The sequence below is a fragment of the Microtetraspora niveoalba genome (assembly GCF_001570405.1).
In the GTDB taxonomy this organism is placed as follows: Bacteria; Actinomycetota; Actinomycetes; order Streptosporangiales; family Streptosporangiaceae; genus Microtetraspora; species Microtetraspora niveoalba.
In genome coordinates this window covers 1-24028 of sequence record NZ_BBYM01000003.1, presented here as the reverse complement: position 1 = coordinate 24028, position 24028 = coordinate 1, and the positions used below count along the sequence as shown (strand labels likewise).

At 71.3% G+C, this 24028-nt stretch carries 25 protein-coding genes; 12 read left to right on the top strand and 13 right to left on the bottom strand.

Annotated elements, in window-relative coordinates; translation table 11 throughout:
- Nucleotides 1-88 precede the first annotated feature (88 nt).
- Nucleotides 89-1738 (top strand): acetolactate synthase, encoded by a 1650-nt coding sequence (locus AWQ70_RS01600; protein ID WP_067169115.1) that lies wholly within the window; start codon nucleotides 89-91, stop codon nucleotides 1736-1738.
- On the opposite strand, the gene AWQ70_RS01595 is transcribed toward AWQ70_RS01600, so the two are convergent.
- Nucleotides 1735-3438: a serine/threonine protein kinase gene (locus AWQ70_RS01595; protein WP_245646636.1), complete on the bottom strand. Its 1704-nt coding sequence runs from the start codon at nucleotides 3436-3438 to the stop codon at nucleotides 1735-1737. The genes AWQ70_RS01600 and AWQ70_RS01595 overlap by 4 nt on opposite strands.
- A 300-nt stretch (nucleotides 3439-3738) precedes the next feature.
- Between AWQ70_RS01595 and AWQ70_RS01590 the strand changes: the two genes are divergently transcribed.
- Complete coding sequence (locus AWQ70_RS01590) at nucleotides 3739-4116, top strand: thioesterase family protein (RefSeq protein WP_067169108.1); 378 nt, start codon at nucleotides 3739-3741, stop codon at nucleotides 4114-4116.
- A 92-nt stretch (nucleotides 4117-4208) separates the two neighbouring features.
- Here the strand turns inward: AWQ70_RS01590 and AWQ70_RS01585 are convergent, their stop codons facing one another.
- The 7 genes from AWQ70_RS01585 to AWQ70_RS01555 all read right to left on the bottom strand — a co-directional run bounded on the left by AWQ70_RS01585 (nucleotide 4209) and on the right by AWQ70_RS01555 (nucleotide 10858).
- Complete coding sequence (locus AWQ70_RS01585) at nucleotides 4209-4421, bottom strand: biotin/lipoyl-binding carrier protein (RefSeq protein ID WP_218004374.1); 213 nt, start codon at nucleotides 4419-4421, stop codon at nucleotides 4209-4211.
- Between the two features lie 115 nt (nucleotides 4422-4536).
- Nucleotides 4537-5868 (bottom strand): acetyl-CoA carboxylase biotin carboxylase subunit, encoded by a 1332-nt coding sequence (locus AWQ70_RS01580; protein WP_067169105.1) that lies wholly within the window; start codon nucleotides 5866-5868, stop codon nucleotides 4537-4539.
- A 151-nt stretch (nucleotides 5869-6019) separates the two neighbouring features.
- Nucleotides 6020-7282 carry an HD-GYP domain-containing protein gene (locus tag AWQ70_RS01575; RefSeq protein WP_067169103.1) on the bottom strand — a complete coding sequence of 421 codons (1263 nt, stop codon included), beginning with the start codon at nucleotides 7280-7282 and terminating at the stop codon, nucleotides 6020-6022.
- Between the two features lie 12 nt (nucleotides 7283-7294).
- On the bottom strand, nucleotides 7295-8644 hold the full coding sequence (locus AWQ70_RS01570; RefSeq protein ID WP_067169100.1) for an HD-GYP domain-containing protein: 1350 nt from the start codon (nucleotides 8642-8644) through the stop codon (nucleotides 7295-7297).
- 398 nt (nucleotides 8645-9042) lie between these two features.
- On the bottom strand, nucleotides 9043-9957 hold the full coding sequence (locus tag AWQ70_RS01565) for an NAD-dependent epimerase/dehydratase family protein (protein ID WP_067169097.1): 915 nt from the start codon (nucleotides 9955-9957) through the stop codon (nucleotides 9043-9045).
- A gap of 32 nt (nucleotides 9958-9989) precedes the next feature.
- Nucleotides 9990-10256 carry a mycothiol system anti-sigma-R factor gene (gene rsrA / locus AWQ70_RS01560; protein ID WP_067169094.1) on the bottom strand — a complete coding sequence of 89 codons (267 nt, stop codon included), beginning with the start codon at nucleotides 10254-10256 and terminating at the stop codon, nucleotides 9990-9992.
- Complete coding sequence (locus AWQ70_RS01555; protein WP_157529840.1) at nucleotides 10253-10858, bottom strand: sigma-70 family RNA polymerase sigma factor; 606 nt, start codon at nucleotides 10856-10858, stop codon at nucleotides 10253-10255. Before AWQ70_RS01555 ends, rsrA begins: the two co-directional genes overlap by 4 nt.
- 248 nt (nucleotides 10859-11106) lie before the next feature.
- On the opposite strand from AWQ70_RS01555, the gene AWQ70_RS01550 reads away from it, so the two are divergent.
- Entirely contained in the window at nucleotides 11107-11847 is a 741-nt protein-coding gene (locus tag AWQ70_RS01550; RefSeq protein ID WP_067169091.1) for a class I SAM-dependent methyltransferase, read from the top strand.
- A gap of 115 nt (nucleotides 11848-11962) precedes the next feature.
- On the opposite strand, the gene AWQ70_RS01545 is transcribed toward AWQ70_RS01550, so the two are convergent.
- Entirely contained in the window at nucleotides 11963-12706 is a 744-nt protein-coding gene (locus tag AWQ70_RS01545) for an SOS response-associated peptidase (RefSeq protein ID WP_067169088.1), read from the bottom strand.
- Between the two features lie 75 nt (nucleotides 12707-12781).
- On the opposite strand from AWQ70_RS01545, the gene aroA reads away from it, so the two are divergent.
- The 3 genes from aroA to AWQ70_RS01530 all read left to right on the top strand — a co-directional run bounded on the left by aroA (nucleotide 12782) and on the right by AWQ70_RS01530 (nucleotide 15640).
- On the top strand, nucleotides 12782-14092 hold the full coding sequence (gene aroA, locus AWQ70_RS01540) for a 3-phosphoshikimate 1-carboxyvinyltransferase (RefSeq protein ID WP_067169085.1): 1311 nt from the start codon (nucleotides 12782-12784) through the stop codon (nucleotides 14090-14092).
- A gap of 91 nt (nucleotides 14093-14183) precedes the next feature.
- Nucleotides 14184-15131 (top strand): ribosome small subunit-dependent GTPase A, encoded by a 948-nt coding sequence (gene rsgA / locus AWQ70_RS01535; RefSeq protein WP_245646670.1) that lies wholly within the window; start codon nucleotides 14184-14186, stop codon nucleotides 15129-15131.
- Between the two features lie 95 nt (nucleotides 15132-15226).
- Nucleotides 15227-15640 (top strand): hypothetical protein, encoded by a 414-nt coding sequence (locus AWQ70_RS01530; RefSeq protein WP_157529839.1) that lies wholly within the window; start codon nucleotides 15227-15229, stop codon nucleotides 15638-15640.
- Nucleotides 15641-15721: 81 nt separating this feature from the next.
- On the opposite strand, the gene AWQ70_RS01525 is transcribed toward AWQ70_RS01530, so the two are convergent.
- Nucleotides 15722-16159, bottom strand: coding sequence for a DUF4442 domain-containing protein (locus AWQ70_RS01525; RefSeq protein ID WP_067169076.1), 438 nt, complete (start codon nucleotides 16157-16159; stop codon nucleotides 15722-15724).
- 82 nt (nucleotides 16160-16241) lie between these two features.
- Between AWQ70_RS01525 and hisN the strand changes: the two genes are divergently transcribed.
- The gene (gene hisN / locus AWQ70_RS01520; RefSeq protein WP_084516451.1) at nucleotides 16242-17027 is read left to right on the top strand and encodes a histidinol-phosphatase; all 786 of its coding nucleotides are present in this window, start codon (nucleotides 16242-16244) and stop codon (nucleotides 17025-17027) included.
- A 6-nt stretch (nucleotides 17028-17033) separates the two neighbouring features.
- On the opposite strand, the gene AWQ70_RS01515 is transcribed toward hisN, so the two are convergent.
- On the bottom strand, nucleotides 17034-17846 hold the full coding sequence (locus AWQ70_RS01515) for a fructosamine kinase family protein (RefSeq protein WP_067169073.1): 813 nt from the start codon (nucleotides 17844-17846) through the stop codon (nucleotides 17034-17036).
- On the bottom strand, nucleotides 17833-18291 hold the full coding sequence (locus AWQ70_RS40380) for a low molecular weight protein-tyrosine-phosphatase (RefSeq protein WP_067169071.1): 459 nt from the start codon (nucleotides 18289-18291) through the stop codon (nucleotides 17833-17835). The genes AWQ70_RS01515 and AWQ70_RS40380 overlap by 14 nt, the downstream gene beginning before the upstream one ends.
- 151 nt (nucleotides 18292-18442) lie before the next feature.
- On the opposite strand from AWQ70_RS40380, the gene pstS reads away from it, so the two are divergent.
- From pstS to AWQ70_RS01485, 5 genes are all read left to right on the top strand, one after another.
- Nucleotides 18443-19549 (top strand): phosphate ABC transporter substrate-binding protein PstS, encoded by a 1107-nt coding sequence (gene pstS / locus AWQ70_RS01505; RefSeq protein ID WP_067169069.1) that lies wholly within the window; start codon nucleotides 18443-18445, stop codon nucleotides 19547-19549.
- A 4-nt stretch (nucleotides 19550-19553) separates the two neighbouring features.
- Entirely contained in the window at nucleotides 19554-20531 is a 978-nt protein-coding gene (gene pstC, locus AWQ70_RS01500; protein WP_067169067.1) for a phosphate ABC transporter permease subunit PstC, read from the top strand.
- A complete protein-coding gene (pstA, locus tag AWQ70_RS01495; protein WP_067169065.1) occupies nucleotides 20528-21418 on the top strand; it encodes a phosphate ABC transporter permease PstA in 891 nt (296 codons plus the stop codon). The genes pstC and pstA overlap by 4 nt, the downstream gene beginning before the upstream one ends.
- A 4-nt stretch (nucleotides 21419-21422) precedes the next feature.
- A complete protein-coding gene (gene pstB, locus AWQ70_RS01490; RefSeq protein ID WP_067169062.1) occupies nucleotides 21423-22199 on the top strand; it encodes a phosphate ABC transporter ATP-binding protein PstB in 777 nt (258 codons plus the stop codon).
- 75 nt (nucleotides 22200-22274) lie between these two features.
- Nucleotides 22275-22913 (top strand): winged helix-turn-helix transcriptional regulator, encoded by a 639-nt coding sequence (locus tag AWQ70_RS01485; protein ID WP_084516426.1) that lies wholly within the window; start codon nucleotides 22275-22277, stop codon nucleotides 22911-22913.
- A 531-nt stretch (nucleotides 22914-23444) separates the two neighbouring features.
- On the opposite strand, the gene AWQ70_RS01480 is transcribed toward AWQ70_RS01485, so the two are convergent.
- Nucleotides 23445-23708, bottom strand: a complete 264-nt coding sequence (locus AWQ70_RS01480; RefSeq protein WP_067169060.1) for a hypothetical protein — start codon at nucleotides 23706-23708, stop codon at nucleotides 23445-23447.
- Nucleotides 23709-24028: the final 320 nt, after the last annotated feature.

The window sequence follows — 24028 nt, the reverse complement described above, 5'->3', positions numbered from 1 at the left end:
GATCACCGCGTCGAGGTGTAGATCCGCCGCTCCGCGGGCAGGGGCGACTCATCTATCCCCCTATGTGACTGGCTGGTAGGTTCCCGGCATGGAGTCAGCAGCGAAGCACGCGGGCGACATCGCGGTCGCCGTTTCCAAGGCCTATGGCGTCGAGACGATGTTCACGCTGTCCGGGGGGCACGTCTTCCCCCTGTACGACGGCGCGGTGCACGAGGGCATGCGCATCCTCGACGTCCGGCACGAGCAGAGCGCCGTCTTCGCGGCCGAGGCGACCGCGCGCCTCACCCGGGGCCCCGGCCTCGCGGTGCTGACCGCCGGGCCCGGCATCACCAACGGCGTCTCCGGCGTCGCCACGGCCCACTTCAACGGCTCCCCCGTCGTCGTGATGGGCGGCCGGGCTCCGCAGTCCCGCTGGGGCTCCGGCGCGCTCCAGGAGATGGACCACCCGCCGCTGTTCGAGTCCATCACCAAGCTCGCCTTCACCGGCTCCGGCGCGGAGACGATCGGCCAGGACGTCGAGATGGCCTTCCGCACGGCGCTCGCCCCGCACCGCGGCCCGGTCTTCGTCGACTTCTACATGGACCACCTGTTCGCGCCGTCGCCCGAGCGGGCCACCGAGACGCTCTCGCCGTCACCGCTCGAACCCGACACCGACGCGCTCGCGGACATCGCCAAGCTGATCGCCGCCGCCGAGCGGCCCGTCCTGGTGCTCGGTTCCGACGTGTGGATGGACCGCGCCGAGGAGGCCGCGCGGGACTTCGCCGAGGAGTACCGCCTGCCGGTCATCCCCAACGGCCAGGGCCGGGGCATCCTCCCCGCCGGGCACGAGCTGCTCGTCACCCGGGCCAGAGGGCTCGCGTTCAGCCAGGCCGACCTGGTCATCGTGGTCGGCACGCCGCTCGACTTCCGCCTCGGGTACGGCTGGTTCGGCGGTAAGGACGGCGCTCCGCTCGCCAAGGTCGTGCACATCGCCGACGCCGCCTCGCAGCTCGCCACGCACACGGGCCTCGCCGCCTCCGCCGCCGGCGACCTGTCCCTCACCTTCTGGGGCCTGACCGCCGCCTGCTCGACCGCCGGCGTCGCCCCGAAGGCGTACGCGCCGTGGGTGTCGAAGCTGGCCGAGGCGGCCGCCGCGGCGATCGCCGGGGACGCCGAGCTGCTCTCCTCCGACGCCGACCCGATCCACCCCATGCGCATCTACGGCGAGCTCGGCCGGATCCTCGCCGACGACGCCGTGGTCATCGGCGACGGCGGCGACTTCGTGTCCTACGCCGGCAAGTACGTCGAGCCGCGCAACCCGGGCAACTGGCTCGACCCCGGCCCGTACGGGTGCCTGGGGACGGGCCTCGGCTACTCGATCGCCGCCCGGCTCGCCCGGCCCTCCTCGCAGGTCGTGCTGCTCCTCGGCGACGGCGCCGCCGGATTCTCCCTGATGGACGTGGACACGCTGGTCAGGCACAAGCTGCCGGTCGTCATGATCTGCGGCAACAACGGCATGTGGGGCCTGGAGAAGCACCCCATGCAGCTCCTGTACGGCTATGACGTGGCCGCCGAGCTCCAGCCGCAGTGCCGGTACGACCAGGTCGTCACCGCGCTCGGCGGGGGCGGCGAGCTGGTGACGTCGCCGTCGGAGATCGGGCCGGCGCTGCGGCGGGCGTTCGACTCGGGCGTGCCGTACATGGTGAACATCGCCACCGACCCCGCGGTCGCCTACCCGCGCAACACGACCGGCGTCTAGTGCGGCGAGGGGCTGGGGTCCGGGGAGGGTGAGGGCGACGCGCTGGGCGACGGGCTCGGGCTCGGCTCCGCGCAAGCGATCTTGGCGACGACGATCTTGAGCGTGGCGCCCTCGGGCGCCTCCTCCCCGCCCTTCGGGTCCTGGGCGGTGACCTTGGTGCACATCCCGGTGCCTCCGGCGACGCTCACCTTGACCTTGAACCCGAGGCCCATCAGCTTGGCCTTCGCCTTCTCCTCGGTCAGCCCGATGACCGAGGGCACCTTCTCCATCGGTTCGTCGCTCTCGCTGGGGCTGGGCGAGGGGGTCGGCGACGGCGACGGCGACGGCGAGTGACGCGGCGGCCGGGTGGTGGCGCTCGGCTGCGGAGGCTGGGCGTTCGGTGTCGGGCTCGTGCGGATCCTGGTCCTGCTCGGCGACGGGCTGTGCTTCGGCGGCGGCGTCGTCACATCCAGGGAGGTGCTCGGGATGTTGCCGGACTGCTCGTCCCCGGAGGCCGCGAGGGCGTTGATGCCGAGCGCCGCGAGCCCGGCGAAGACGGCGAGTCCGGCCGCTCCCGCGGCGATCGGCGCCTTCCTGCCCTTCCTGCGGCGCGAGCCCCTCGGCCCCGGCGTGCTCGCCGCGGTGGCCGTCCCCGGGGTCGGCTGCCTGTCCTCCCACACCTCGGCGTCGTACGCGTGATCCGCCTGTGTGGGGTAGTCGGACGAGGCGTATCCTCCCGTCGGCGGCCCGTATCCCCCCGTCGGCGGCCCGTATCCGCCGGTGGCGGGGGCGTACCCGCCGGTCGCCGGCGCGTATCCCCCCGTCTGCGCGCCGAAGTCGGGGCCTGCTGGGGGCGCACCGGTGTCGGCGGGGTGCGGGAACTGCTGAGGCGCGGGCTGCCGCGACGCGGGCAGGACCGACCTGCGGGCGGCCTCGCTCATCGCCGCCGCGTCCGGCCAGCGCCGGGCCGGGTCCTTGAGCAGCGCCCGCTCCACCACCATGCGCACGGCCGGGGGCACGTCCGGCGGCAGCGGCGGCGGCTCGTCGCGGATGTGCTGGAGCGCGATCGCCACCGGAGACTCGCCGTCGAAGGGCCGCCGCCCCGCCAGGCACTCGTACGCCACGACCCCGAGGGCGTAGACGTCCACCGCGGGCGTGACGGGCTGCCCCTCGGCCTGCTCCGGAGCGCAGTACGCGGCGGTGCCGAGCACCATGCCCGCGTCGGTGAGGCGGCTCGCCGAGTCGGCGCGGGCGATGCCGAAGTCGGTGAGCACGAGCGTGCCGTCCGAGCGGACGAGGAGGTTGCCCGGCTTGACGTCCCGGTGGACGATGCCGCGCTCGTGTACGGCGTGCAGGGCGGCGGCGGCCTGGGCGATCAGCTCCATCGCCGGCTCGGGGCCGATCCGGCCGAGGCGGGTCAGCAGCCGGTCGAGCGGCTCGCCGTCCACGAACTTCATCACGAGGTACGCCGTCGGCCCGTCGCCGGGGACCTCGGTCACGCCGTAGTCGTACACGTCGACCACGCCGGGGTGGTTGACGGTCGCCATCGCCCGGGCCTCACCCTGGAAGCGGACGGCGAAGCCGGGGTCGTCGAGCCTGCCGGGGAGCAGCACCTTGACGGCGACGGTGCGCGCGAGAACCATGTCCTCACCGCGCCACACCTCGCCCATGCCGCCGGCGCCGAGCCGGGCGTCCAAGCGGTAGCGCCCCGCCAGCGTCATCCCCTGGGCCACCATGTGCCCAATACCCCCTCAAGTTCCCCGGAGTTGTCCAACAAAGCAGACGCGTGTCTCGGGAATGTCACGCCCTGATCACGGAAGCCCGCATGTCGGGCAGGAGCCTACGCGCCGGTGATCCCATGCTCAGCACAACGTTCGGACCACCCGCGCGGGTTCACCCGCACCGCCGCACCGAGCTCCGGCGGCGACGCGGACGGGGTGTCCCCCGCACCGGACGGCCCACCACAATGGTGGCAGAACACGCTCACGGCCTCCGAGCGTACGACTACTAGGCTGGAAAACATGACGCTAGCTCCTGGCCTGCGCGCCAACGTCCTCATCATGGTGGAGCGCGAGGACACCGCGATCAGGGTCGGCAGCGGGGACGTGCCCGTCCTGGGCACGCCGCGGCTGCTCTCCTTCGCCGAAGGGGTCACCGTCAAGGCCGTCCAGCGCTACCTGGAGCCGGGCCAGACGTCGGTGGGGACACGCGTCGAGCTCGAGCATCGGGCACCGAGCCCCGTCGGCATGCACGTCGAGATCTCCGCCGAGCTGACCGATGTGGACGGCAGGCGGCTGGGCTTCGCCATCACCGCGGTCGACAAGACCGGACGGGTGGTCGCCGTCGGGAGGATCGAGCGGGTGGTCGTCGACCGGGAGCGGTTCCTCGGGGCACTCTGACCGCCCGCGCCGCCCCTCTGCGCGACTCCTCACACCGTCCTGATCCGGCCGGCCCCGGCCCCGAGGCCCCGCGCCGGCTCCGCCGCGGGGGTCTACTCGATGACGGCGATCAGGTCGCCCTCCTGGATGACGTCGCCCTCGGCGACCTTGATCTGGGCAACGACGCCCGCGTCCTCGGCGACGACCGGGATCTCCATCTTCATCGACTCGAGGATGACGAGCGTGTCGCCCTCGTTGACGGTGTCGCCCTCACCGACGACGATCTTCCAGACGTTCGCCACCATCTCGGCGCGTACTTCGGCCACCACAACTCCTCTTCAGTCGTTCCACTCGGCGGTCCGCTCGCCGGCCCGCCGGGGCCGGCGTCGTCAGGCACGGCCAGACCCGCCGCGCCATGACCGCCGTGTCATGATCGCGTGCTCATGACCGCATACGGGACACCAGGCCGGTGTCGTAGTCCCCGCTCGCGAACTCGGGGTGGTCCAGCAGCTCCGCACAGAAGGGCAGGTTGTTCTTCGGCCCCTCGACCCGGAACGCCGCGACGGCCGCGCGGGCGCGCTCCAGCGCCTCGGCGCGGGTGGCGCCGTGGACGCAGAGCTTGGCCATCAGCGGATCGTAGAACGGAGTGACGGTGTTTGCCGCGACATATCCGGAATCGACCCGCACTCCTTCGCCGGACGGCTCCTCCCAGACTGCGATCTTCCCAGGTCCGGGGAAGAAGCGCTTGGGATCCTCGGCGTAGACCCGGAACTCGATCGCGTGCCCGCTCGGGGCGACCTCGACGGGGTAGACCTCGCCGGCCGCGATGCGGAGCTGGTGCTCGACCAGGTCGGCCCCGGTCACCAGCTCGGTCACCGGATGCTCCACCTGGAGCCGGGTGTTCATCTCCAGGAACACGAAGTCCTGCCGGTCCACGTCCACCAGGCACTCGACCGTGCCGGCGCCGCGATAGCCGACCGCCTCGCCCGCGCGCACGGCCGCCGCCAGCATGCGCTCGCGCAGCTCGGGCGTGATGCCGGGGGACGGGCTCTCCTCCACGACCTTCTGGTGCCGCCGCTGCACCGAGCAGTCGCGCTCGCCCAGCGCGACCACCGTGCCGTCGGCCAGGCCGAGGATCTGCACCTCGACGTGGCGGGCCCGCTGGATGTAGCGCTCCAGCAGGATCGCCGCGCCGCCTCCGAACCGGGCGGCCGCCCTGGACGCCTGCTCGAACGCCTTGGCCAGGGACTTCTCGTCGTACGCGACGCCCATGCCGATCCCGCCGCCGCCTCCCGCGGTCTTGACCATCAGCGGGTAGCCGATCTCGTCGGCCGCGCGTACGGCGTCCGCCAGGGTGCTCACCGGCTCGCGGGTGCCCGCGGCGACCGGGACACCGGCGTTCTCCATCAGGTTCCTGGCGTTGATCTTGTCGCCCATCTGGACGATCGCCTCGGGAGCCGGGCCGATCCACACCATGCCCGCCTCGATGACGGCACGGGCGAAGTCCGCGTTCTCCGAGAGGAAGCCGTAGCCGGGGTGGACGGCCGCCGCGCCCGACTTGCGGGCGGCGTCGAGGACCTTCTCCACGTCCAGATAGCTCTGCGCGGGACTCGCCGGGCCGAGCAGCACGGCCTCGTCCGCCTCCCGCACGAACGGGAGGTCCGCGTCGGCCTCCGAATGGACCGCGATCGCGCGCAGCCCCATCCGCCTGACCGTACGGATGACCCGCCGGGCGATTTCGCCTCGGTTGGCGACAAGAACTGACTCGAACACGCAGCCAACCCTACGGCGGCCCCCCGGTGATCCCCTGCGCTTGATTCCGACTGAACGCGCCCGGGGAATCTGTAGGGTCGGCACAAAAGCACCGTCCGTCGCACCGGGTCGCGGCCGCGCCGGTGCGACCTTCGCTACAAGCGATCGGCGGTCAGACACGCCCCAGGGCGACCCGGTCGACCACGCGGGCCATCGCCTCGACGACGGTGGGATCGTACTCGGTGCCGACGGCGAGCCTGAGCCGCTCCAGCGCCGAGGCCGCCCGGTCCCGGTCGGCCGATCCCCCCACCAGGTCGTCGTACGCGTTGGCGGCCTTGATGACGCGGCTGGCCATCGGCGGGGAGTGGTCGACGGTGTCGCACTGGCGGCGGACGATCTCGGCCACCGCGTGCAGCACGCCGGTCTTCCTGATCACCTCGGCGCCGAGCTCGGCGATCCGCTTCGCCTGCCGAGGGTCGGTGAGCACGGTGGCGCCGCCGGGGATGGGGTCGCTCAGGGAGAGCTGCCCGATGTCGTGCATGAGCGCGGCGTACTCGAGCTCGAGAAGCTGCGGTTCCGGCATGCCGAGCTCCCGGCCGACGGCGACCGAGAGCGTGCTCACCCGGCGGGAGTGGCCCGGCTCGACGTATCCCCCGACCTCGGTCACCCGGCTCAGCGCCCGGACCGTCTGCAGGTACGTCGCCCGGATGCCCGCGTACTTGCGGAACGCCACCTGGGTGACCAGCAGCGGCGCCGCGAACACCAGCAGCGCGGTCAGGTTCATGCTGTGCGCGGCGAGCGCGAGCAGCGTCCCCGAGGCCGCCACCGCCGCGCCGAGCGGCGCGGCCATCCGCAGCTCGTCGTGTACGGCGACACCGAAGGCGGTCCTGACCTGCTCGGCCCTGAGCATGGCGGCGATCACCACGTCGGCGGTCAGCATGAGCGCGACGAGGGCCGCCATCACGCCGAGCGCCGGCCACCAGTTGCCGGTGAGGGCGATCGAACGGAGCGGATCCGTGAGCGGGCGGTAGGCGAAGGCCAGCAGCGAGCCGGCGAGCAGCCTCCTGGCGATCGCGTCGAGGCGCGGCGGGCGGCCGACGGCCAGATGCGGCAGCGCGCCCGCGATCATCCCCACCGACATGACGGCGACGACCTGGAGCGCGGACTGGTGGGCCGGCCGCCCGCCCACGTCCAGCAGGAGCGCGTAGCCGATCGCCGCGGCGGTGGAGATGGGCGCCACCTCGCGGTTGCCCGGCATGGTGAGCCTGGCCAGCTCGCCCACCGCGATCAGGGCGCCGAACCCGATCGCGACCTGCGGATCGACGGGCCCGCCCGCCGCCGTGTGGGAGATCCCGGCCACGGTGAGCATCCCCGCGGCGCAGATCAGCAGCAACTGGCCCGAGTCGAGCCCGCGCATCGCCCTGGCGGCGGTCATGAGTCCTCGCCCTCAGCGTTCCGAGATGACCTGGATGGGCATGGTGGGGTCGTCGTGATCCTTCGACGCGGTCACCGCCGCCCCGGGCGGGGCGGGCACGGCGCGCGGCGGGTCCCAGCCGTGACGGTCGAGCGCCTCGATGAACCTGCTCACCATGGCGGGGTCGAACTGGGTGCCCGCGCCCTTGCGCAGCTCGGCCACCGCCTCCTCGATCGACTTCGCCTTGCGGTAGGCCCGGTCGGACGTCATCGAGTCGAAGGCGTCGGCCACCGCGATGATCCTGGCGAACTCGGGGATCTCGTCCCCCGCGAGGCCCATCGGATAGCCCTTGCCGTCCTGCCGTTCGTGGTGGTGCATGATCCCGGCGAACGCCTCGTCGAGGAAGTCGATGCCGTGCACGATCTCCAGCCCGCGCATGGGGTGGAGCTGGATCGCGGCGAACTCCTCCTCGGTCAGCTTGCCTTCCTTCTGCAGGACCTTGGTGGGGACGCCCAGCTTGCCGACGTCGTGCAGCATCCCGGCGTACCGGATCGCGCGCAGCCGTTCGGTGCCCATCCCGATCTCTTCGGCGATCATGGACGAGGCCCGCGAGACGCGGGTGCAGTGGCCGCGGGTGTAGTAGTCCTTCGTCTCGACCGCCTGGCACAGCGCCGCGATCGTCGCGTCGTACGAGCGCTGCTGGGCGTGGTAGTGCCCGAACGCCCAGCGGGCCACGAACAGCGGGATCAGCACCAGCACCGCCGAGATCGACTGCACGGTCGCCCACAGCCCGGCGATCAGCAGGCCGAAGGTCGCGTAGCCGAGATAGGACCCGAGGATCTGGACGGTGCCGCGGAGCGGCACCTCGTCCTTTCCGACGCCCTCGGCCAACAGCAGGATGACCGCGGTCAGCCCGAAGTTGATCAGCACGAACGCTGCCGTTGCCGCGCCGTACGGCACGATCACCCCGGGGAAGTCGTCCTCGCGGGGCAGGCCCACGGTGCCGCCGGCGTGCTGGAAGGCCACGCCCGCGGCGTATCCGCAAATCACGAACTGGGCGCCGTTGAAGAGGCGCTTCACCACCGGCAGGCCGGGCCGTACGCTCGCCACCGCCATGAGCCCGACCAGCGCCGCCCCCTGGGGCCCGACGAGCACGACGGCGGCCAGCGCCGCCGAGAAGCTCACCGAGATCGCCGCCTGCGGCACGTTGAGCACCGTGGGCACGGACTCGCACACCAGGAAGAGCAACGCCAGTACGACGAGCGTCGGCAGCTCGGCCTGGTCGAACCAGCCGGGAGTGACGGCGCTGTCGACCACCAGTGCGGCGGCGGCGGCGATCAGTACGACGAAGTAGACCTTTGCCCGCCACGGCAGTTCGCGCATGCGGCCACCTCGCGTCCTCAGGTCCAGGAGATCCCGGAGGTCACGCCGGTCTCGGCCACGTACACCACCACGGGGGTGAGCAGCATCAACGCCGCCAGGAACTTGGTGGCCACCCTGTTGAACATCGCTGCCTCCACATCGATTTCGCCCACAGGCTACAGAAGCCCGGGGGCCCGGTCAGAGAGGTCGGCGAACCGCAGCCAAACCGTGACCAACCAATCACGCTGTGCGCATTCGCCCTGGTTCGTCCGGTCGTTCGGCACGCCGGTGGGCCGGCGCATCCCCCGTGATCTCCGGAGCGGAACGCCTGCCCTCACCGGTCGGCGGTGACCGTCCGGAACTCGGTGACGTGCCCGTCACGCCGGTCTCCGAAACCCCACCGGCACCGGGCGGGCCGTTCAGGACCGGGACTGCGCCCAGGCGACGGTGGCCTTGAGGCCGGTGGCGAGATCGGTGCGCGGGCGCCAGCCGAGCCCCTCGCGGGCCGGCTCGGGGTCGACCGCCATCTCGGGCAGGTCGCCCAGGCGGGCCGGGGCCAGAGCGGGCTCGTCGGGCGCACCCGCAGCGGCCGCGACGAGCGTGTGCAGCTCGCGGTCGGTCGTCCGCAGGCCGGTGCCGAGGTTGAACCTGCGCCCGTTCCCCACGGGCCCGCAGGCGCGGGCGAAGCCGTCCACCACGTCCTCGACGAAGATGTAGTCCCTCGTCTGTGAGCCGTCGCCGTACAGGACCGTGGGGCGACCGGCGAGCAGCGCGTCGGTGAAGATCGCGACCACCCCGGCCTCGCCCTCCGGCGACTGGCGCGGGCCGTACACGTTGGACAGCACGAGCGTCGTGTACTCCAGCCCGTGCAGGGCGCTGTAGGCCGACAGGTAGATCTCGCCGCTCAGCTTCGACGCGGCGTACGGCGAGCGCGGGTCGGTGGGCGCGTCGCCGGGCACCGGGATCACGGCGGGCCTGCCGTAAACGGCGACCGAGGAGGCGTAGACGACCTTGCGGGCGCCGGACCGGCGGGCGGCCTCCAGGACGTTGAGGGTGCCCTCGACGTTCACCCTGGCGTCGTGCAGCGGATCGGCGACGCTCCTGCGGACGCTGATCTGGGCCGCCAGGTGGCAGACCACCTCGGGACGCCACGCCTCGGCCGCCTCGATGAGCGCGGGCTCGCGCACGTCGATCGCGTGCAGGGCGGCGTCGGGGTTGCGGACGCTGCCGGAGGACATGTCGTCCACGACCGCGACCTCGTGCCCGTCGGCCAACAGGCGGTCCACGAGGTTCGAGCCGATGAATCCCGCCCCGCCGGTGACCAGTACGCGCATGCCCGCCCCTTCGTCAGGTGTACGGGCCGATCCTAATCGGCGAGATCCGCCCGCACCTGCGCGATCCGGGCGAGGATCTTGTCGCGCAGGTCCTGGGGCACCGGATCGCAGCCGCAGTGCTTGGCGACGAGCTGCTTGACGACCTTCTCCAGGCCGTACTCCTCCAGGCAGGGACCGCACTCGTCCAGATGCTGGCGTATCTCGGCCCGCCTGCTGTCGTCCAGCTCGCCGTCGAGGTAGCTGTAGACCCGGTCAAGGACCTCGCCACAGTCGGTGTCGTGGTGGTCGCCGCAGCTCATCGCCCCTCCTCGTCCCGTACCAGGCCGCGAGCGCGCGCGTAGTCCTCGAGCTGCGTTCGCAGTTGTCTCCGGCCGCGATGCAGGCGCGACATCACGGTCCCGATGGGGGTCCCCATGATGTCGGCGATCTCCTTGTACGGGAAGCCCTCGACGTCGGCAAGGTACACCGCGATGCGGAAATCCTCGGGGAGCGCCGCGAGCGCGTCCTTCACGTCGCTGTCGGGCAGGTGCTCCAGCGCCTCGGCCTCAGCCGACTTCAGCCCGGTCGAGGTGTGCGACTCGGCCCTGGCGAGCTGCCAGTCCTCGATCTCCTCGGTCCCGGCCTGCTTGGGCTCGCGCTGCTTCTTCCGATAGCTGTTGATGAAGGTGTTCGTCAGGATGCGGTAGAGCCACGCCTTGAGGTTCGTGCCCTCCTGGAACTGGTGGAAGGAGGCGAACGCCCGGGCGAACGTCTCCTGCAGGAGGTCCTCGGCGTCTGCGGGATTCCGGGTCATCCGGAGCGCGGCGGAGTACAACTGGTCGAGATACGGCATTACGTCGCGCTCGAACCGCTCGCTGCGCTGCTCCAGAGTCTCCTCAGCTGTCTTGGAGACCGGACCCACCCCCTCTAGGACGCCGTACGTAGCCGAGAATACCGGCAGGGTAGCGGCGCCATTCTCCTGGGCGGGGGGCACGAGCAACGCGTTCATGCACAACTGCAACAGGGCGGGCGTAGAGTCTGTTCCCGGTACGTTTTCGCGGTACGAACACCGCTGTTTGGGGAAGGACCTACGTACCGGCTGGTAGCCCGGAAACCGATTTCCGCTATCTCATGTCGCCTTCTGAGGTAGCCATAGTCCAGGAGCCGCTCGTGCTGCCCATTCCGGCCAACGAACTCAACGGCCCGGGAGCCCTCGGGCCGTACTGGACCTTCTATCACGCGGTCGTCGCCGAACAACTTCGCCGGTGGCTGCCCGAGCGTCCCTCCCTGCTGCTCGACCTGTCCGGCGGCCGCGGCCGCTGGACGGCTCAGGCCGCACGGGCGGGGCACCGGGTCATCCAGGTGATGGACTTCCGGCGGCTGCCCGAGCCGTGGCTGCGCGACGCGTCCGGCCGCGTGCAGAAGGTCCGCGCCGACGACCTCGGCTTCCTTCCCGACGCCTGCGTGGACGCGGTGATCGCCGAGGAGCGCGCCCTCTCGGTCGAGATCATGGCCGAGTCCGTGATCGAGGACGTCGCCCGCGTGCTCAAGCCCGGCGGGCGCACCCTGGTCTGCGTCGACTCGCTGGTGCTCGGCATGGCGATCCTCGCCGAGCAGAACTACTGGGCCCACCTGTGCCAGACGGGCGAGGTCATGCTCGTGCCCTGGCCCGACGGCAGCATCACCCGCTGCTTCACCAGCGTCCAGTTGCGCGAGCTGATCACGGCCGCCGGGCTGGAGGTGGAGTGGGTGCGGCCGCGCACCGTGCTGTCCCCGTCCACGGTCGACCACGTGCTCGCCTCGGGCGGTCACTCGCTGACCCGCCTGGTCCGCACCGAGCTGGCGACCCGGCCCGGTGAGGAGGACACGGTCGGCATCCACCTGGTGGCCAGCGCGCGCAAGAGGGGCTGACCCGGCCCCGCTCGGCCTCGGAGTGCTCAGCGGCGGCGCTCGCGCCTCGACTGGCACTCGACGCAGCGGCCGCCTCCGGTCGGACCTCCGGTGGCACGGCCTTTACACTCCGCGTTCAGGAGAGCATGGCCCGGTCGCCGTCCTCCTCCAGCGGCTCGACGAGTTCGGGACCGTTGTGGCGGACGTTGTTGACCGCGGTGGAGACCGGATACGCCTCCAGCCGTCCGGCGAGCGCGGGGACCAGCAGCCGGCTCGCGTCGCTCACGCGCGGGTCGAGCCACTCGGCCCACCTGTCCCGCTCGACCATCATCGGCATGCGCTCGTGGATGTGGCCCACCCCGTCCTCGGCGTCGGTGGTGATCACCGTGCAGGTGCACAGCCACTTGAGGGGGTCGTCGTCGGGCCGCGAGGGGTCCTTCCAGAACTCGTACAGCCCCGCCATCGCCATGACGCCGCCGTCCTGGGGGTGGATGTAGTACGGCTGCTTCGCCTTCTTGGCCCCCTCGGAGGCCGCCTTCCACTCGTAGAAGCCGTCCGCCGGGAGCAGGCAGCGGCGCGAGGCGAACGCCCTGCGGAAGGCGGGCTTCTCCGCCACCGTCTCCACCCTGGCGTTGATCATCCGGGATCCGATCGAGGGGTCCTTGGCCCAGCTCGGCACGAACCCCCACCTGACCACCCTGAGCTGGCGCACCGGCCGCTCCGCGCCCTCGACCTTGGGCACGCGGCTCATCACCGCGTACACCTGCTTGGTGGGCGCCACGTTGTAGTCCGGGCCGATCTCCTCGCCCGTGTCGAGCTCGACCTCGAACTCCTCCATGAGCTCGTGCCGCTTGCGCGTCGACGCGTACCTTCCGCACATACCCCCCACCTTGCCATCCCCAGGCGGTCGAGCGGCGCCCCGACGGGGACCGGACCTGCCGGTAGGCTTTCAGCCATGCCGACCCAGCCCCTGTGGCCCGCTCCCGTGGCGACCGGGCCCGTCCACGCGACCGTCCGCCTGCCCGGCTCCAAGTCCGTGACCAACCGGGTGCTGCTCCTGGCCGCGCTGGCCGAGGCCCCCGGTTCCGTACGGCTCGCGCTGCGCAGCAGAGACGCCGACCTGATGGTCGCGGCGCTGCGCGCGCTCGGCGCCGGGATGACCCCGTCGAACGAGAGCGTGTCGAGCGTGGACTGGGCGATCACCCCCGGTCCGATCAGGGGCGGCGCCTCGATCGACGTCGGCCTCGCCGGCACCGTCATGCGGTTCGTGCCGCCGGTCGCGGCGCTCGCGGACGGCGAGGTCTCCTTCGACGGCGATCCGCACGCCCGCAAGCGGCCGATGGGCCCGATCCTGGGCGCGCTGCGCGCCCTCGGCGCGACCGTGAGCGCCGACGCTCTGCCGTTCACCGTACGGGGGCCGATCAGGGGCGGCGAGGTCGTGCTGGACGCCTCGGTCTCCTCCCAGATGGTGTCCGGCCTGCTGCTGGCCGCGCCCCGCTTCGAGAAGGGCCTCACCGTACGGCACAGCGGCCCGCCGGTCCCCTCCATGCCGCACATCGCGATGACGGTGCAGCTCCTGCGCGAGGCGGGGGTCGAGGTGGACGACTCCGAGCGCGACGTGTGGCGGGTCGAGCCGGGCCCGATCGCGGCGCGGGACGTCGTGGTCGAGCCCGACCTGTCGAACGCGGCGCCGTTCCTCGCGGCCGCGCTGGTCACCGGCGGCTCGGTGACCGTGCCGGACTGGCCCGAGGAGACCACGCAGGGCGGGGACCATCTCCGCGACCTGCTCGCCGCCATGGGCGCCGAGGTGACGCGTACGCCGGAGGGACTGCGGGTGACCGGCGCCGGCCGGGTGCGCGGCATCGAGGCGGATCTGCGCGAGGTCAGCGAGCTCACTCCGACGCTCGCCGCGCTCGCCGCGCTGGCCGACGGCCCGTCGCGGATCAGCGGTGTGGCGCACATCCGCGGGCACGAGACCGACCGCATCACCGCGCTGGCCACCGAGATCAACCGGCTCGGCGGCGACGCCCGCGAGACCGACGACGGCCTGGAGATCCGGCCGCGCCCGCTGACGGGCGGGGTCTTCCACAGCTACGAGGACCACCGGATGGCCACGGCGGGCGCGGTCATCGGCCTGGCGGTGCCGGGAGTCGAGGTGGAGAACATCGCGACCACGGGCAAGACCCTCCCGGACTTCGCCCGCATGTGGGCGGACATGCTGGCCGGTCCGGCGGGCAGGACCGAGAGGACGGACGCGACCGGGTGACCGGTACGCGTGGTTCCCGCGCGGGACGCGCGGGCGCACGAGAAGGACGGACAGGCTGAACAAGCGGCACTACGACGAGGACGACGTGAGGATCCGGCCGGGCAAGGGGTCCCGGCCCCGGACCCGGCTCCGTCCTGCGCACGAGAAGGCCGTCGAGGGTTTCGTGGTGGCGGTCGATCGCGGGCGCTACACGTGCCTGGTGGGTTCGGTCACGGTCGTCGCGATGAAGGCGCGCGAGCTGGGCCGCAAGGGCATCGTGGTCGGCGACCGGGTCGCCCTGGTCGGGGACGTGAGCGGCCGGCCGGACACCCTCGCCCGGGTGGTCCGGGTGGAGGACCGCCGCTCGATGCTCCGCCGCAGCGCCGACGACACCGACGACGTCGAGCGTCCCGTCGTGGCCAACGCCGACCAGCTCGTCATCGTCACCGCGCTGGCCGACCCTCCCCCGAGGCCCCGCATGATCGACCGGCTGCTGGTCGCCGCGTTCGACGCCGACATCGATCCGCTGCTCTGCCTGACCAAGGTGGATCTCGCGCCCGCCGACGAGCTGGTCGCGCTCTACGAGCCGCTGGGCGTGCCGTACGTGGTGGTGAGCAAGGGCGGGCCGCTGGACGAGCTGCGCGGCCACCTGGAGGATCGGATCAGCGTGCTCGTCGGCCATTCGGGGGTCGGAAAGTCGACGCTGGTCAACGCGCTCGTCCCGACGGCCGGGCGGGCGGTCTCGCACGTCAACGTGGTGACCGGCCGCGGCCGGCACACCTCGACCTCGGCGGTGGCGTTGGAGCTGCCCGAGGGCGGCTGGATCATCGACACGCCAGGGGTGCGCAGCTTCGGCCTCGCGCACGTGCACGTCGAGACCGTGCTGGCGTCCTTCCCGGATCTGAACGAGGCGACCGTCGAGTGCCCCAAGGGCTGCACCCACCTCGGCGACGGGTGCGCCCTCGACCGGTTCGTGGCCGAGGGGCACGCGGACCCGGCGCGCCTGGAGTCGCTGCGCCGGCTGCTCGTCAGCCGCGAGGGCGGCGACGACCTCCCCTGACCGTCCCGCGTCAGCGAGCGGGCGATTTGGTCCTATTTCACGAAAAGTTGAGGAATCTCCCGGTCGCGGGTGAGCGCATGACCTACTTTCGTCCCATGCGTATCACCTCGATCATGCTGGGTTCGGTGGCCACGGCCGCCCTGCTCGTCGCCGGCGGCACCGCTCTGGCCGGCACCTCGGCCGGCCGCGACACGCCGGCCAAGGTCTGCGGGCCCGGCTTCGCGGTACAGCGGTCGGTCGCATTCAAGGGCGCGGTCACGTACCTGCTCCACAACGCCGGCACCAGGAGCGCCTGCGCGGTCACGATCAAGACGACCGACCTGCGCAAGCGCACCAAGATCTGGGTGGCCCTGGATGTGAAGAACGCGGGCGTGGTGAAGAACGAGGAGCTCACCGTCGATCACACCGTTCCGATCTATCACTACGCGCCCGTGGGCACGCAGGTGAAGATCTCCGGCGGCATCGACGGCGGCGCCACGTCCGGCACGGACTACGCCCCGATCGAGTAGAGCCCGCCCGGGTCCGCGCGGTGGCAGGAGCCGGGCCGGCCGAGCGCGACGTGAAACGGCTGACGCCCGGTCCGCGGACCGCTACCGGTTGGGGCGCAGGGTCCAGGACACGGTCACCTCGGAGACGACCACGCCGTCGGCGTTCCTGATCTCGACGGCGATCGTGAACTCGGGCCGCTTCCCCTCGTCCAGCAGGGCCAGGACCTCGGCGCGGTCGGCCCGCAGCGTGGCGGTGGCGGTCACCTCGCCCTTGGCCAGCTTGAGATAGCGGATCTCGGCCGAGGTGGCGAGGGGGACGGCCCGGGAGAGCTGGTCGCCGAAGGCCGACAACATGGCCGCGCCCGAGGCGGACTCCGCCAGGGAGAACAGCGCGCCCGCGTGCGGGCCGCCGACGTGGTTGTGCAGGTCGGCCCGCTCGGGCAGGCGGGCGGTGGCCGTTCCCGCGCCGACCGTGTCGAAGGAGATCCCGAGCAACCGGGCGAAGGGCACGCTGTCCAGCATGAAAGCACCGATGTCCATGGCGAAATGTTACTGATGAGTACCATTCGGCGCGATACCTGATCTGATGTAGCCGGTGTCCGACGCGATAGCGTTGATCCTCGTGACGGGCTACAGCGACGACCTGCGTCTCGCGCACGTGATGGCGGACGCCGCCGACGACATCACCATGCGCCGTTTCAAGGCGGTCGACCTGAAGGTCGACACCAAACCCGACCTCTCCCCGGTCAGCGACGCCGACCGCGCCGTCGAGGAGGCCATCCGCGGCACGCTGCGCCGCGCCCGCCCCCGCGACGCCGTCGTGGGCGAGGAGTTCGGCAAGACCGGGTACGGCATGCGCTCGTGGGTCATCGACCCCATCGACGGCACGAAGAACTACGTGCGCGGCGTCCCCGTCTGGGCCACCCTCATCGCGTTGATGGAGGAGAGCAAGGTCGTCGTCGGCGTCGTCTCCGCCCCGGCGCTCGGCCGCCGCTGGTGGGCCGCGCGCGGCAGCGGCGCGTGGACCGGCCGCAACCTGACCAAGGCGACCCGCTGCGAGGTCTCCCGTGTGGGCGGCCTCGCCGACGCCTCCCTTTCGTACTCCAGCCTGACCGGCTGGGAGGAGCAGGGGCGGCTCGACAACATGCTTGATCTCATGCGCGGCGTCTGGCGCACCCGGGCGTACGGCGACTTCTGGTCGCACATGATGGTCGCCGAGGGCGCGGTCGACGTCTCCGCCGAGCCCGAGCTGTCGCCCTGGGACATGGCCGCGCTCACCGTGATCGTGGAGGAGGCGGGCGGCACCTGCACCGCCGTCGAGGGCGGCGACCCGCTCGAGGGCGGCAGCATGGTCTGCAGCAACGGTTTGCTGCACGACGAGGTGCTCAAGCGCCTCGCCCGCGGCTGACCCGAGTCACAGAGCGAGGGTCTGCGCCACCGCCGTCATCAGGCTGCCGCGGTACGCCTCGCCGTACAGGCAGACGTGCACGAGCAGCGGGTGGAGCTGGTGCGCCGGCACACGCTCGCGCCATCCGTCGGCGAGCGGCGCGGCCTCGCGGTACGCCGCGAGGATCGTGTTCAGATGCGGGGCCCCGAAGAGGGCGAGCATGGCGAGGTCCGTCTCCCGGTGCCCGCCGTGCGCGGCCGGGTCGATGAGCACGGCGCGCTCCGCGCCGGACCCGCCCGACGCCGCCGTCCAGAGCACGTTGCCACTCCAGAGGTCCCCGTGGATGCGGCTGGGCGGCTCGGCGGGGCCTCCGACAGCCGGGATGAGGTCGGCCGCCTCCTCGATCAGCTTCACGTCCGCCGCCGACAGCGCCCCGCCGTCCCGCGCGAGCCGTACGAACGGGAGGACGCGGCGCGCGACGTAGAAGGACGGCCAGTCCGGGGCGGGCGTGTTGTCCATCGGCAGTTCGGCGATGTGGCCGGGCCACGGCGCCCCGAACCCGGGCGCGCCCGCCCGGTGCAGCGCCGCCAGCTCGCGCCCGAACCGCTCGGCCGCGGCGGCGGTCGCGTTCGCGGGCTCGACCCACTCCAGGACCAGCGTGCCGTCTCCGGCCTCGATCACCTCGGGTACGGCGACCGCCCCCGGCTCGGCCAGCCAGCGCAGCCCGGCCGCCTCGGAGGTGAAGTCGGCGCCGCGCTTGACGAAGACGCGGCGTCCGTCGATCTCGCCCTCGTGCAGCGTCCAGGCGTGGCTGGAGCCCAGGTCCCTAGTGATCCGCAAGGTGCCTCGCCAGCCCTTCCGAGGCGGCCTCGACCATCCTGAGGACGTCGGCGAAACCCGAGCGGCCGCCGTAGTAGGGGTCGGGCACCTCCGCTCCCGCGGGAGAGCCGGGGTCGAAGGAGCGGAACAGCCGCACATCCGCCTCCGGCGGCGCGATCCGGCGTACGGCGCGCAGGTTCTCGGCGTCCATGACCAGGATCAGGTCGCGCTCGGCGAACCAGGACGGGTCGAACCGCCGCGCCCGGTGCGCAGAGCCGTCGTATCCGCCCTCGGTGAGCGTCGCCAGCGCCCGCTCGTCCATGGGATCGCCGACATGCCAGCCTCCGGTGCCCGCGCTGTCGACCTCGACGTCGAGGCCGTGCTTCTCCAGCGTGCGGCGGAGCACGACCTCCGCCATCGGCGACCGGCAGATGTTGCCCATGCAGACCAGGCAGATGCGCTTCATGTGTTCATGTTCCCAGCTCGCGGCGGCGCGGCGGAACCGGCACAAGAGCGACCAGGCCCGTTCACTGCCCGTTCACCTTTAACAGGGGATTAGGTCACCTTGGCTCCCTACTGTCCTGATCGTTGAAAGACGGAAGTGGGAGGACATAACCGTGAAGTATGCAGGCCGGCTCGCCGCGGCCGCCATCGCCGGCGTGCTTTCGCTCGCTGCGTGCGGCACTGATGACAACACCGGCGCCGACAGCGGTGCCACCGCCGCCGGCTCCTCCGCCGCAGCCGGCGGTCTGTCCGGAACCCTCAACGCGGCCGGCTCCTCCGCACAGGGCAACGCGATCGCGGAGTGGAAGAAGTCCTTCCAGTCCGCGAACCCCGGAGTGAGCATCAACTACCAGGGCAGCGGTTCCGGCGCGGGTGTCCAGGCGTTCATCCAGGGCACCGTCGCCTTCGCGGGCTCGGACTCCGCTCTGAAGGACGACAAGGGCGAGCCGGCGCAGGCCGACGCCCGTTGCAAGACCGGCAAGGCGATCAACCTTCCGATGGTCACCGGCCCGGTCGCGGTCGTCTACAACCTCCCGGGGGTCGACGGGTTGCAGCTCTCCCCGAAGACGATCGGCGGCATCTTCAACAGCCAGATCACCAAGTGGGACGACCCGGCGATCAAGGCCGACAACCCGGACGCGAAGCTTCCCTCGACCGCGATCCAGGCGTTCCACCGCTCGGACGAGTCGGGCACCAGCGACAACTTCACCAAGTTCCTCAAGACCACCGCCGACTGGCCGTACGAGCCGGCGAAGGCGTGGCCGGCCGAGGCCAAGGGGCAGGGCTCCAAGGGCAGCGACGGCATCGCCTCCTCGGTGAAGTCGACCGAGGGCGCGATCAGCTACGTCGAGCTGTCGTACGCGGAGAACTCGCAGCTCCAGAAGGCCAAGGTCGCCAACGGCTCCGGCGAGTTCGTCGAGCTCACCCCGGAGAGCGCGGGCAAGACCGTCGAGGCCGCCGAGATCACCGGCTCCGGCAACGACCTGAAGCTGTCGATCGACTACGCCACCAAGGCCGCCGGCGCGTACCCGATCGTCCTGGTGACCTACGAGATCACCTGCGAGAAGGGCCTGCCCGCCGAGGAGGCCAAGCTCGTCAAGTCCTTCCTGACCTACACGGCGAGCGACGAGGGCCAGCAGGCGCTCACCGGCCTCGGCTACGCGCCGCTGCCGGCCTCCCTGCTCGGCAAGGTCCGCACCGCCGTCGAGGCGATCTCCTAACCACATGGTCACGACACCACGTACACGTGAAGGCGGACCGGCCGTGCGCCGGTCCGCCTTCCGGCGCAGCCGCGGCGACGCGCCGTTCCGTCTCGCCTCGACGGGAGCGGGCGTCGTCCTTCTGGCGATCATGGCCGCGATCGGGGTCTTCCTCGTCGTCAAGGCCATCCCCGCCCTCCAGGCCAACACCTCGAACTTCCTGACGGAGAAGATCTGGAACCCGAACGCGGTGGAGCCGGCGTTCGGCATCGGCGCGCTCGCGTTCGGCACCGTGCTCAGCTCGTTCCTGGCGCTGGTCATCGCCACGCCGGTCGCCATCGGCGTGGCGCTGTTCATCTCCCACTACGCGCCGCGCCGCCTGGCCGCCGTCCTCGGCTACGTCGTCGACCTGCTGGCCGCGGTTCCCAGCGTCGTCTACGGCCTGTGGGGCGTCGTCTTCCTGGTGCCGTTCATGCGCGGCCCGTCGGAGTTCCTGAACACGTACTTCGCCTGGATCCCGATCTTCGGCGGCGACCAGGTCGTCGGCAAGTCGATGCTCACCGCGTCCATCGTGCTGGCCATCATGATCCTTCCGATCATCGCGGCCATCTCTCGCGAGGTGTTCCTCCAGGCGCCGAAGACGCAGGAGGAGGCCGCGCTCGCCCTCGGGGCCACCCGCTGGGAGATGATCAGGATGTCGGTGCTGCCGTTCGGCCGCCCCGGCGTCATCAGCGCGGCGATGCTCGGCCTCGGGCGGGCCATGGGCGAGACGATCGCCGTCGCCCTCATCCTCCCCGCGACCTTCGGGATCTCGTTCGAGATCCTCGGCCCGAACGGCAACAGCATCGCCGCCAACATCGCCAACGGCTTCGGCGAGGCCACCGCGGTCGGCCGCGGCGCGCTGATCGCGTCGGGCCTCGTCCTCTTCCTGATCACGCTGGTGGTGAACATGGCCGCCCGCCTCGTCATCGCTCGCCGTAAGGAGTTCGCGAGGGCCGCATGACCACTGTGCAAACGGGCATCCAGCCCATCTCGACCGGCCGCCGGGTGAAGGACCGCATCGTCCAGATGCTGGTCTATCTCGCTTTCGCCATCGCGGTCGTCCCCCTGCTTTCGGTGTTGTGGCTCGTCGTCAAGAACGGCATCGGGCGCTTCGACCTGGAGTTCCTCACCCACTCGATGCGCAACATCGGGGCCAGGGACGCCGGCGGCGGCGCGTACCACGCGATCATCGGAACCCTGGAACAGGTGCTCCTCGCCTCGCTCATCGCGGTGCCGATCGGCCTGCTCACCGCCGTCTATCTGGTGGAGTACGGCCCAGGCGGCCGGCTCGCCCGGTGGATCAGCTTCTTCGTGGACGTCATGACCGGCGTCCCATCAGTCGTTTCCGGCCTCTTCGTCCTGGCGTTCTGGGTCCTCGCCCTCGGCATGCCGTTCTCCGGCTTCGCCGGCGCCATGGCGCTGTCGATCCTGATGATGCCGGTGGTGGTCCGCTCGGCCGAGGAGATGCTGCGCCTCGTTCCGAACGACCTCCGCGAGGCCGCGTACGCGCTCGGCGTCCCGAAATGGCGGACGATCGTCAAGGTCGTGCTGCCGACCGCGTTCACCGGCATCCTGACCGGCGTCATGCTCGCCGTCGCCCGCGTGGCCGGCGAGACGGCCCCGCTGCTGCTCACCGTCTTCTTCACCGACTCCATCAACAACGACCCGTTCAACGGGCCGCAGATGGGCCTTCCCCTGTACGTCTTCGACCAGGCGGGACGGCCGACCGACACCGCGATCGACCGCGCGTGGACCGGAGCGCTCACCCTCATCCTGATCGTCATGCTGCTCAACCTGGTGGCGCGCCTCATCGCGTGGTGGCGCTCACCCGCGAAGAGAGGGTCTTAAGGACATGGCCAAGCAGATCGAGGTCTCCGGACTCGACGCCTACTACGGAGCGCACAAGGCCATCGAGGACATCACGATGACCATCGAGCCGCGGACCGTGACGGCGTTCATCGGGCCGTCCGGATGCGGCAAGTCCACCTTCCTGCGCACGCTCAACCGGATGCACGAGGTCATCCCCGGCGCCCGCGTCGAGGGCAAGGTCCGCCTGGAGGAGCAGGACCTCTACGGCCCCGACGTGGACCCGGTGTCCGTCCGCCGGACCATCGGCATGGTGTTCCAGCGGCCCAACCCGTTCCCGACGATGTCCATCTACGACAACGTCGCCGCCGGCCTCCGGCTCAACGGGCGGTTCTCCCGGTCGGAGCTGGACGGCATCGTCGAGTCCTCGCTCAAGGGCGCCAACCTGTGGAACGAGGTCAAGGACCGCCTGCACAAGCCCGGCTCCGGCCTCTCCGGCGGACAGCAGCAGCGTCTGTGCATCGCCCGGGCCATCGCCGTACGGCCGCAGGTCCTCCTCATGGACGAGCCCTGCTCGGCTCTCGACCCGATCTCCACGCTGGCGATCGAGGACCTCATCTCGTCCCTGAAGACGGACTACACGATCGTGATCGTGACGCACAACATGCAGCAGGCCGCCCGCGTCAGCGACAAGACGGCGTTCTTCAACCTGGCGGGCCAAGGCCAGCCCGGAAAGCTCATCGAGATGGACGACACGTCCAGGATCTTCACCAACCCCGGCATGAAGGCGACCGAGGACTACATCACCGGCCGCTTCGGCTGACCGGGGACCAGGGCGGACGCGAGATCCGGGACGAACGGAAGCGCGACACAAGCGGAAGGAAGTGGAGGGACCCGGGTGACGGTACCCGCAGTGGAGGGGGACACTCGGTCGGCGCCCATACTCCTGGTGGCCGATCCGGACAGCGACCTGATCCGGCAACTCGCCGCCGCCCTCCAGCCCGACGCCGTCCTGATCAGCGCCTCGCTCCCGATCATCGGGCCGCTCGACTTCGTCCGCGCCGTACGGCTCGCGCGGGCCGTACCCGTCCTGCTCGGCATCGACTTCGGCAGCGATGCCGAGCAGGCGGTGCACGCCCTCGCCGCGGGGGCCACCGCCTGCGTCGCCCGGCCGTACCGTGTGCCCGAGTTGCTCCCCCTCGTCCAGGCCGCCTTCCGCCGCCAGGAAGCCGACCGCGCCGTACTGACGATCGGCAACGTGGAGCTCGACGTCACCGCCTACCAGGTCAAGGTGGACGGGAAGATCGTGCATCTCCCGCTCAGAGAGTTCGAGCTGCTGCACTACCTGATGCGCAACGCCGACCGTACGGTCACCCGTGAGCAGATCATGCGCAACGTCTGGCACTCCGCCGACACCATGTCCACCAACACCATCGCCGTTCATGTGAAGCGCCTCCGCGCCCGGCTCGGCGACGTGGATGACAAGATGCTCCAAACAGTCCGCGGTGTGGGCTACCGCCTCGTCTCAACCACCTGAACGAGCCAGCCGGCCACACGCCTCACCGGACTTGAACAGATACTCGGCACGAGGGTAGGACAGCCGTCCCCGGCCGGTGGTGGACTCGATGTCGGCGCCCGCGGGCGCTCGGCGTCCAGAGGTGGGGGCGTGCCGGTCGGCCAGGAACACCCGGGCCGCTGGTACGGCGGGTCAACGGGCGGGGCAGCAGCCGGGCCGTCGGAGTGGGCAGTGCACGTACTCGATGGCGCCGCCTTTGGAGACGACGCGGGCGCGGCGGAACCTCAGGTCGAGGTCCTCGACATTCAGGGTGAGGATTTCCTCGGCCCGGGCGGCCGCGTCGTACAGGAGCGCCTCCAGAGCACGCGTTCTCGCAGCGCTGCGCGCCGTTGGTGAACCGCGTCTCCAGCCGGGCGCGCGGAATGGCGCGGTCGCCGTGGCGGGCAGGCTTCCGACGTCCGGGCCAGGCCCAGATACGTGGCCATCGCGATGAGCACAGCCAGCATGTTGCGCTTGGTCTCGGTCGCGATGAGCACGCCCAGCATGTTGCGCTTAGTCCCGGCCGCCTTGGTCAGCTTGCGCGCGCCGGCGTGGGTGAAGAAGCAGTCCAGGAAGTGCGTGCGCGCGTCCAGCTCGATCAGCAGCGAGGGCGATCGGCGCGAACGGCAGCCTCGCGGCCATCTCGTCCTTCAGCGCCTCGGCCTCGGCGGGCACGTCCTTCAGCGCCTCGGCCTCGGCGGGCACGTCCTCGGCGGCCACGTCCTCGGCGGCCACGTCCTCGGCGGCCACGTCCTCGGCCGACAGCGGCCGCCCCACCAGGTGCTCCCTGGGTGCGCAAGCCGATGAGTAACCAGCCCCCCGCGCTCGCGACCGACCCGACGACCCGACGACCCGACGAACCAACGACCAACGACCAACGACCAACGACCAACGACCAACGACCAGGCAACTCCCGGACCCCCAGCCGAGACCACAAGCCCCGCCCCACCACCGCGACCATCACCTCGACAGAAGCCGGCCTCCCCCGAACCCCCGGACACAAAAAAAGGGGGCCCGAAGACCCCCACAAAAACCAGAAAAAGAGGCCACCCCGACCAGGCAGGACAACCCCCACAAACACAACAACGAACACCCAG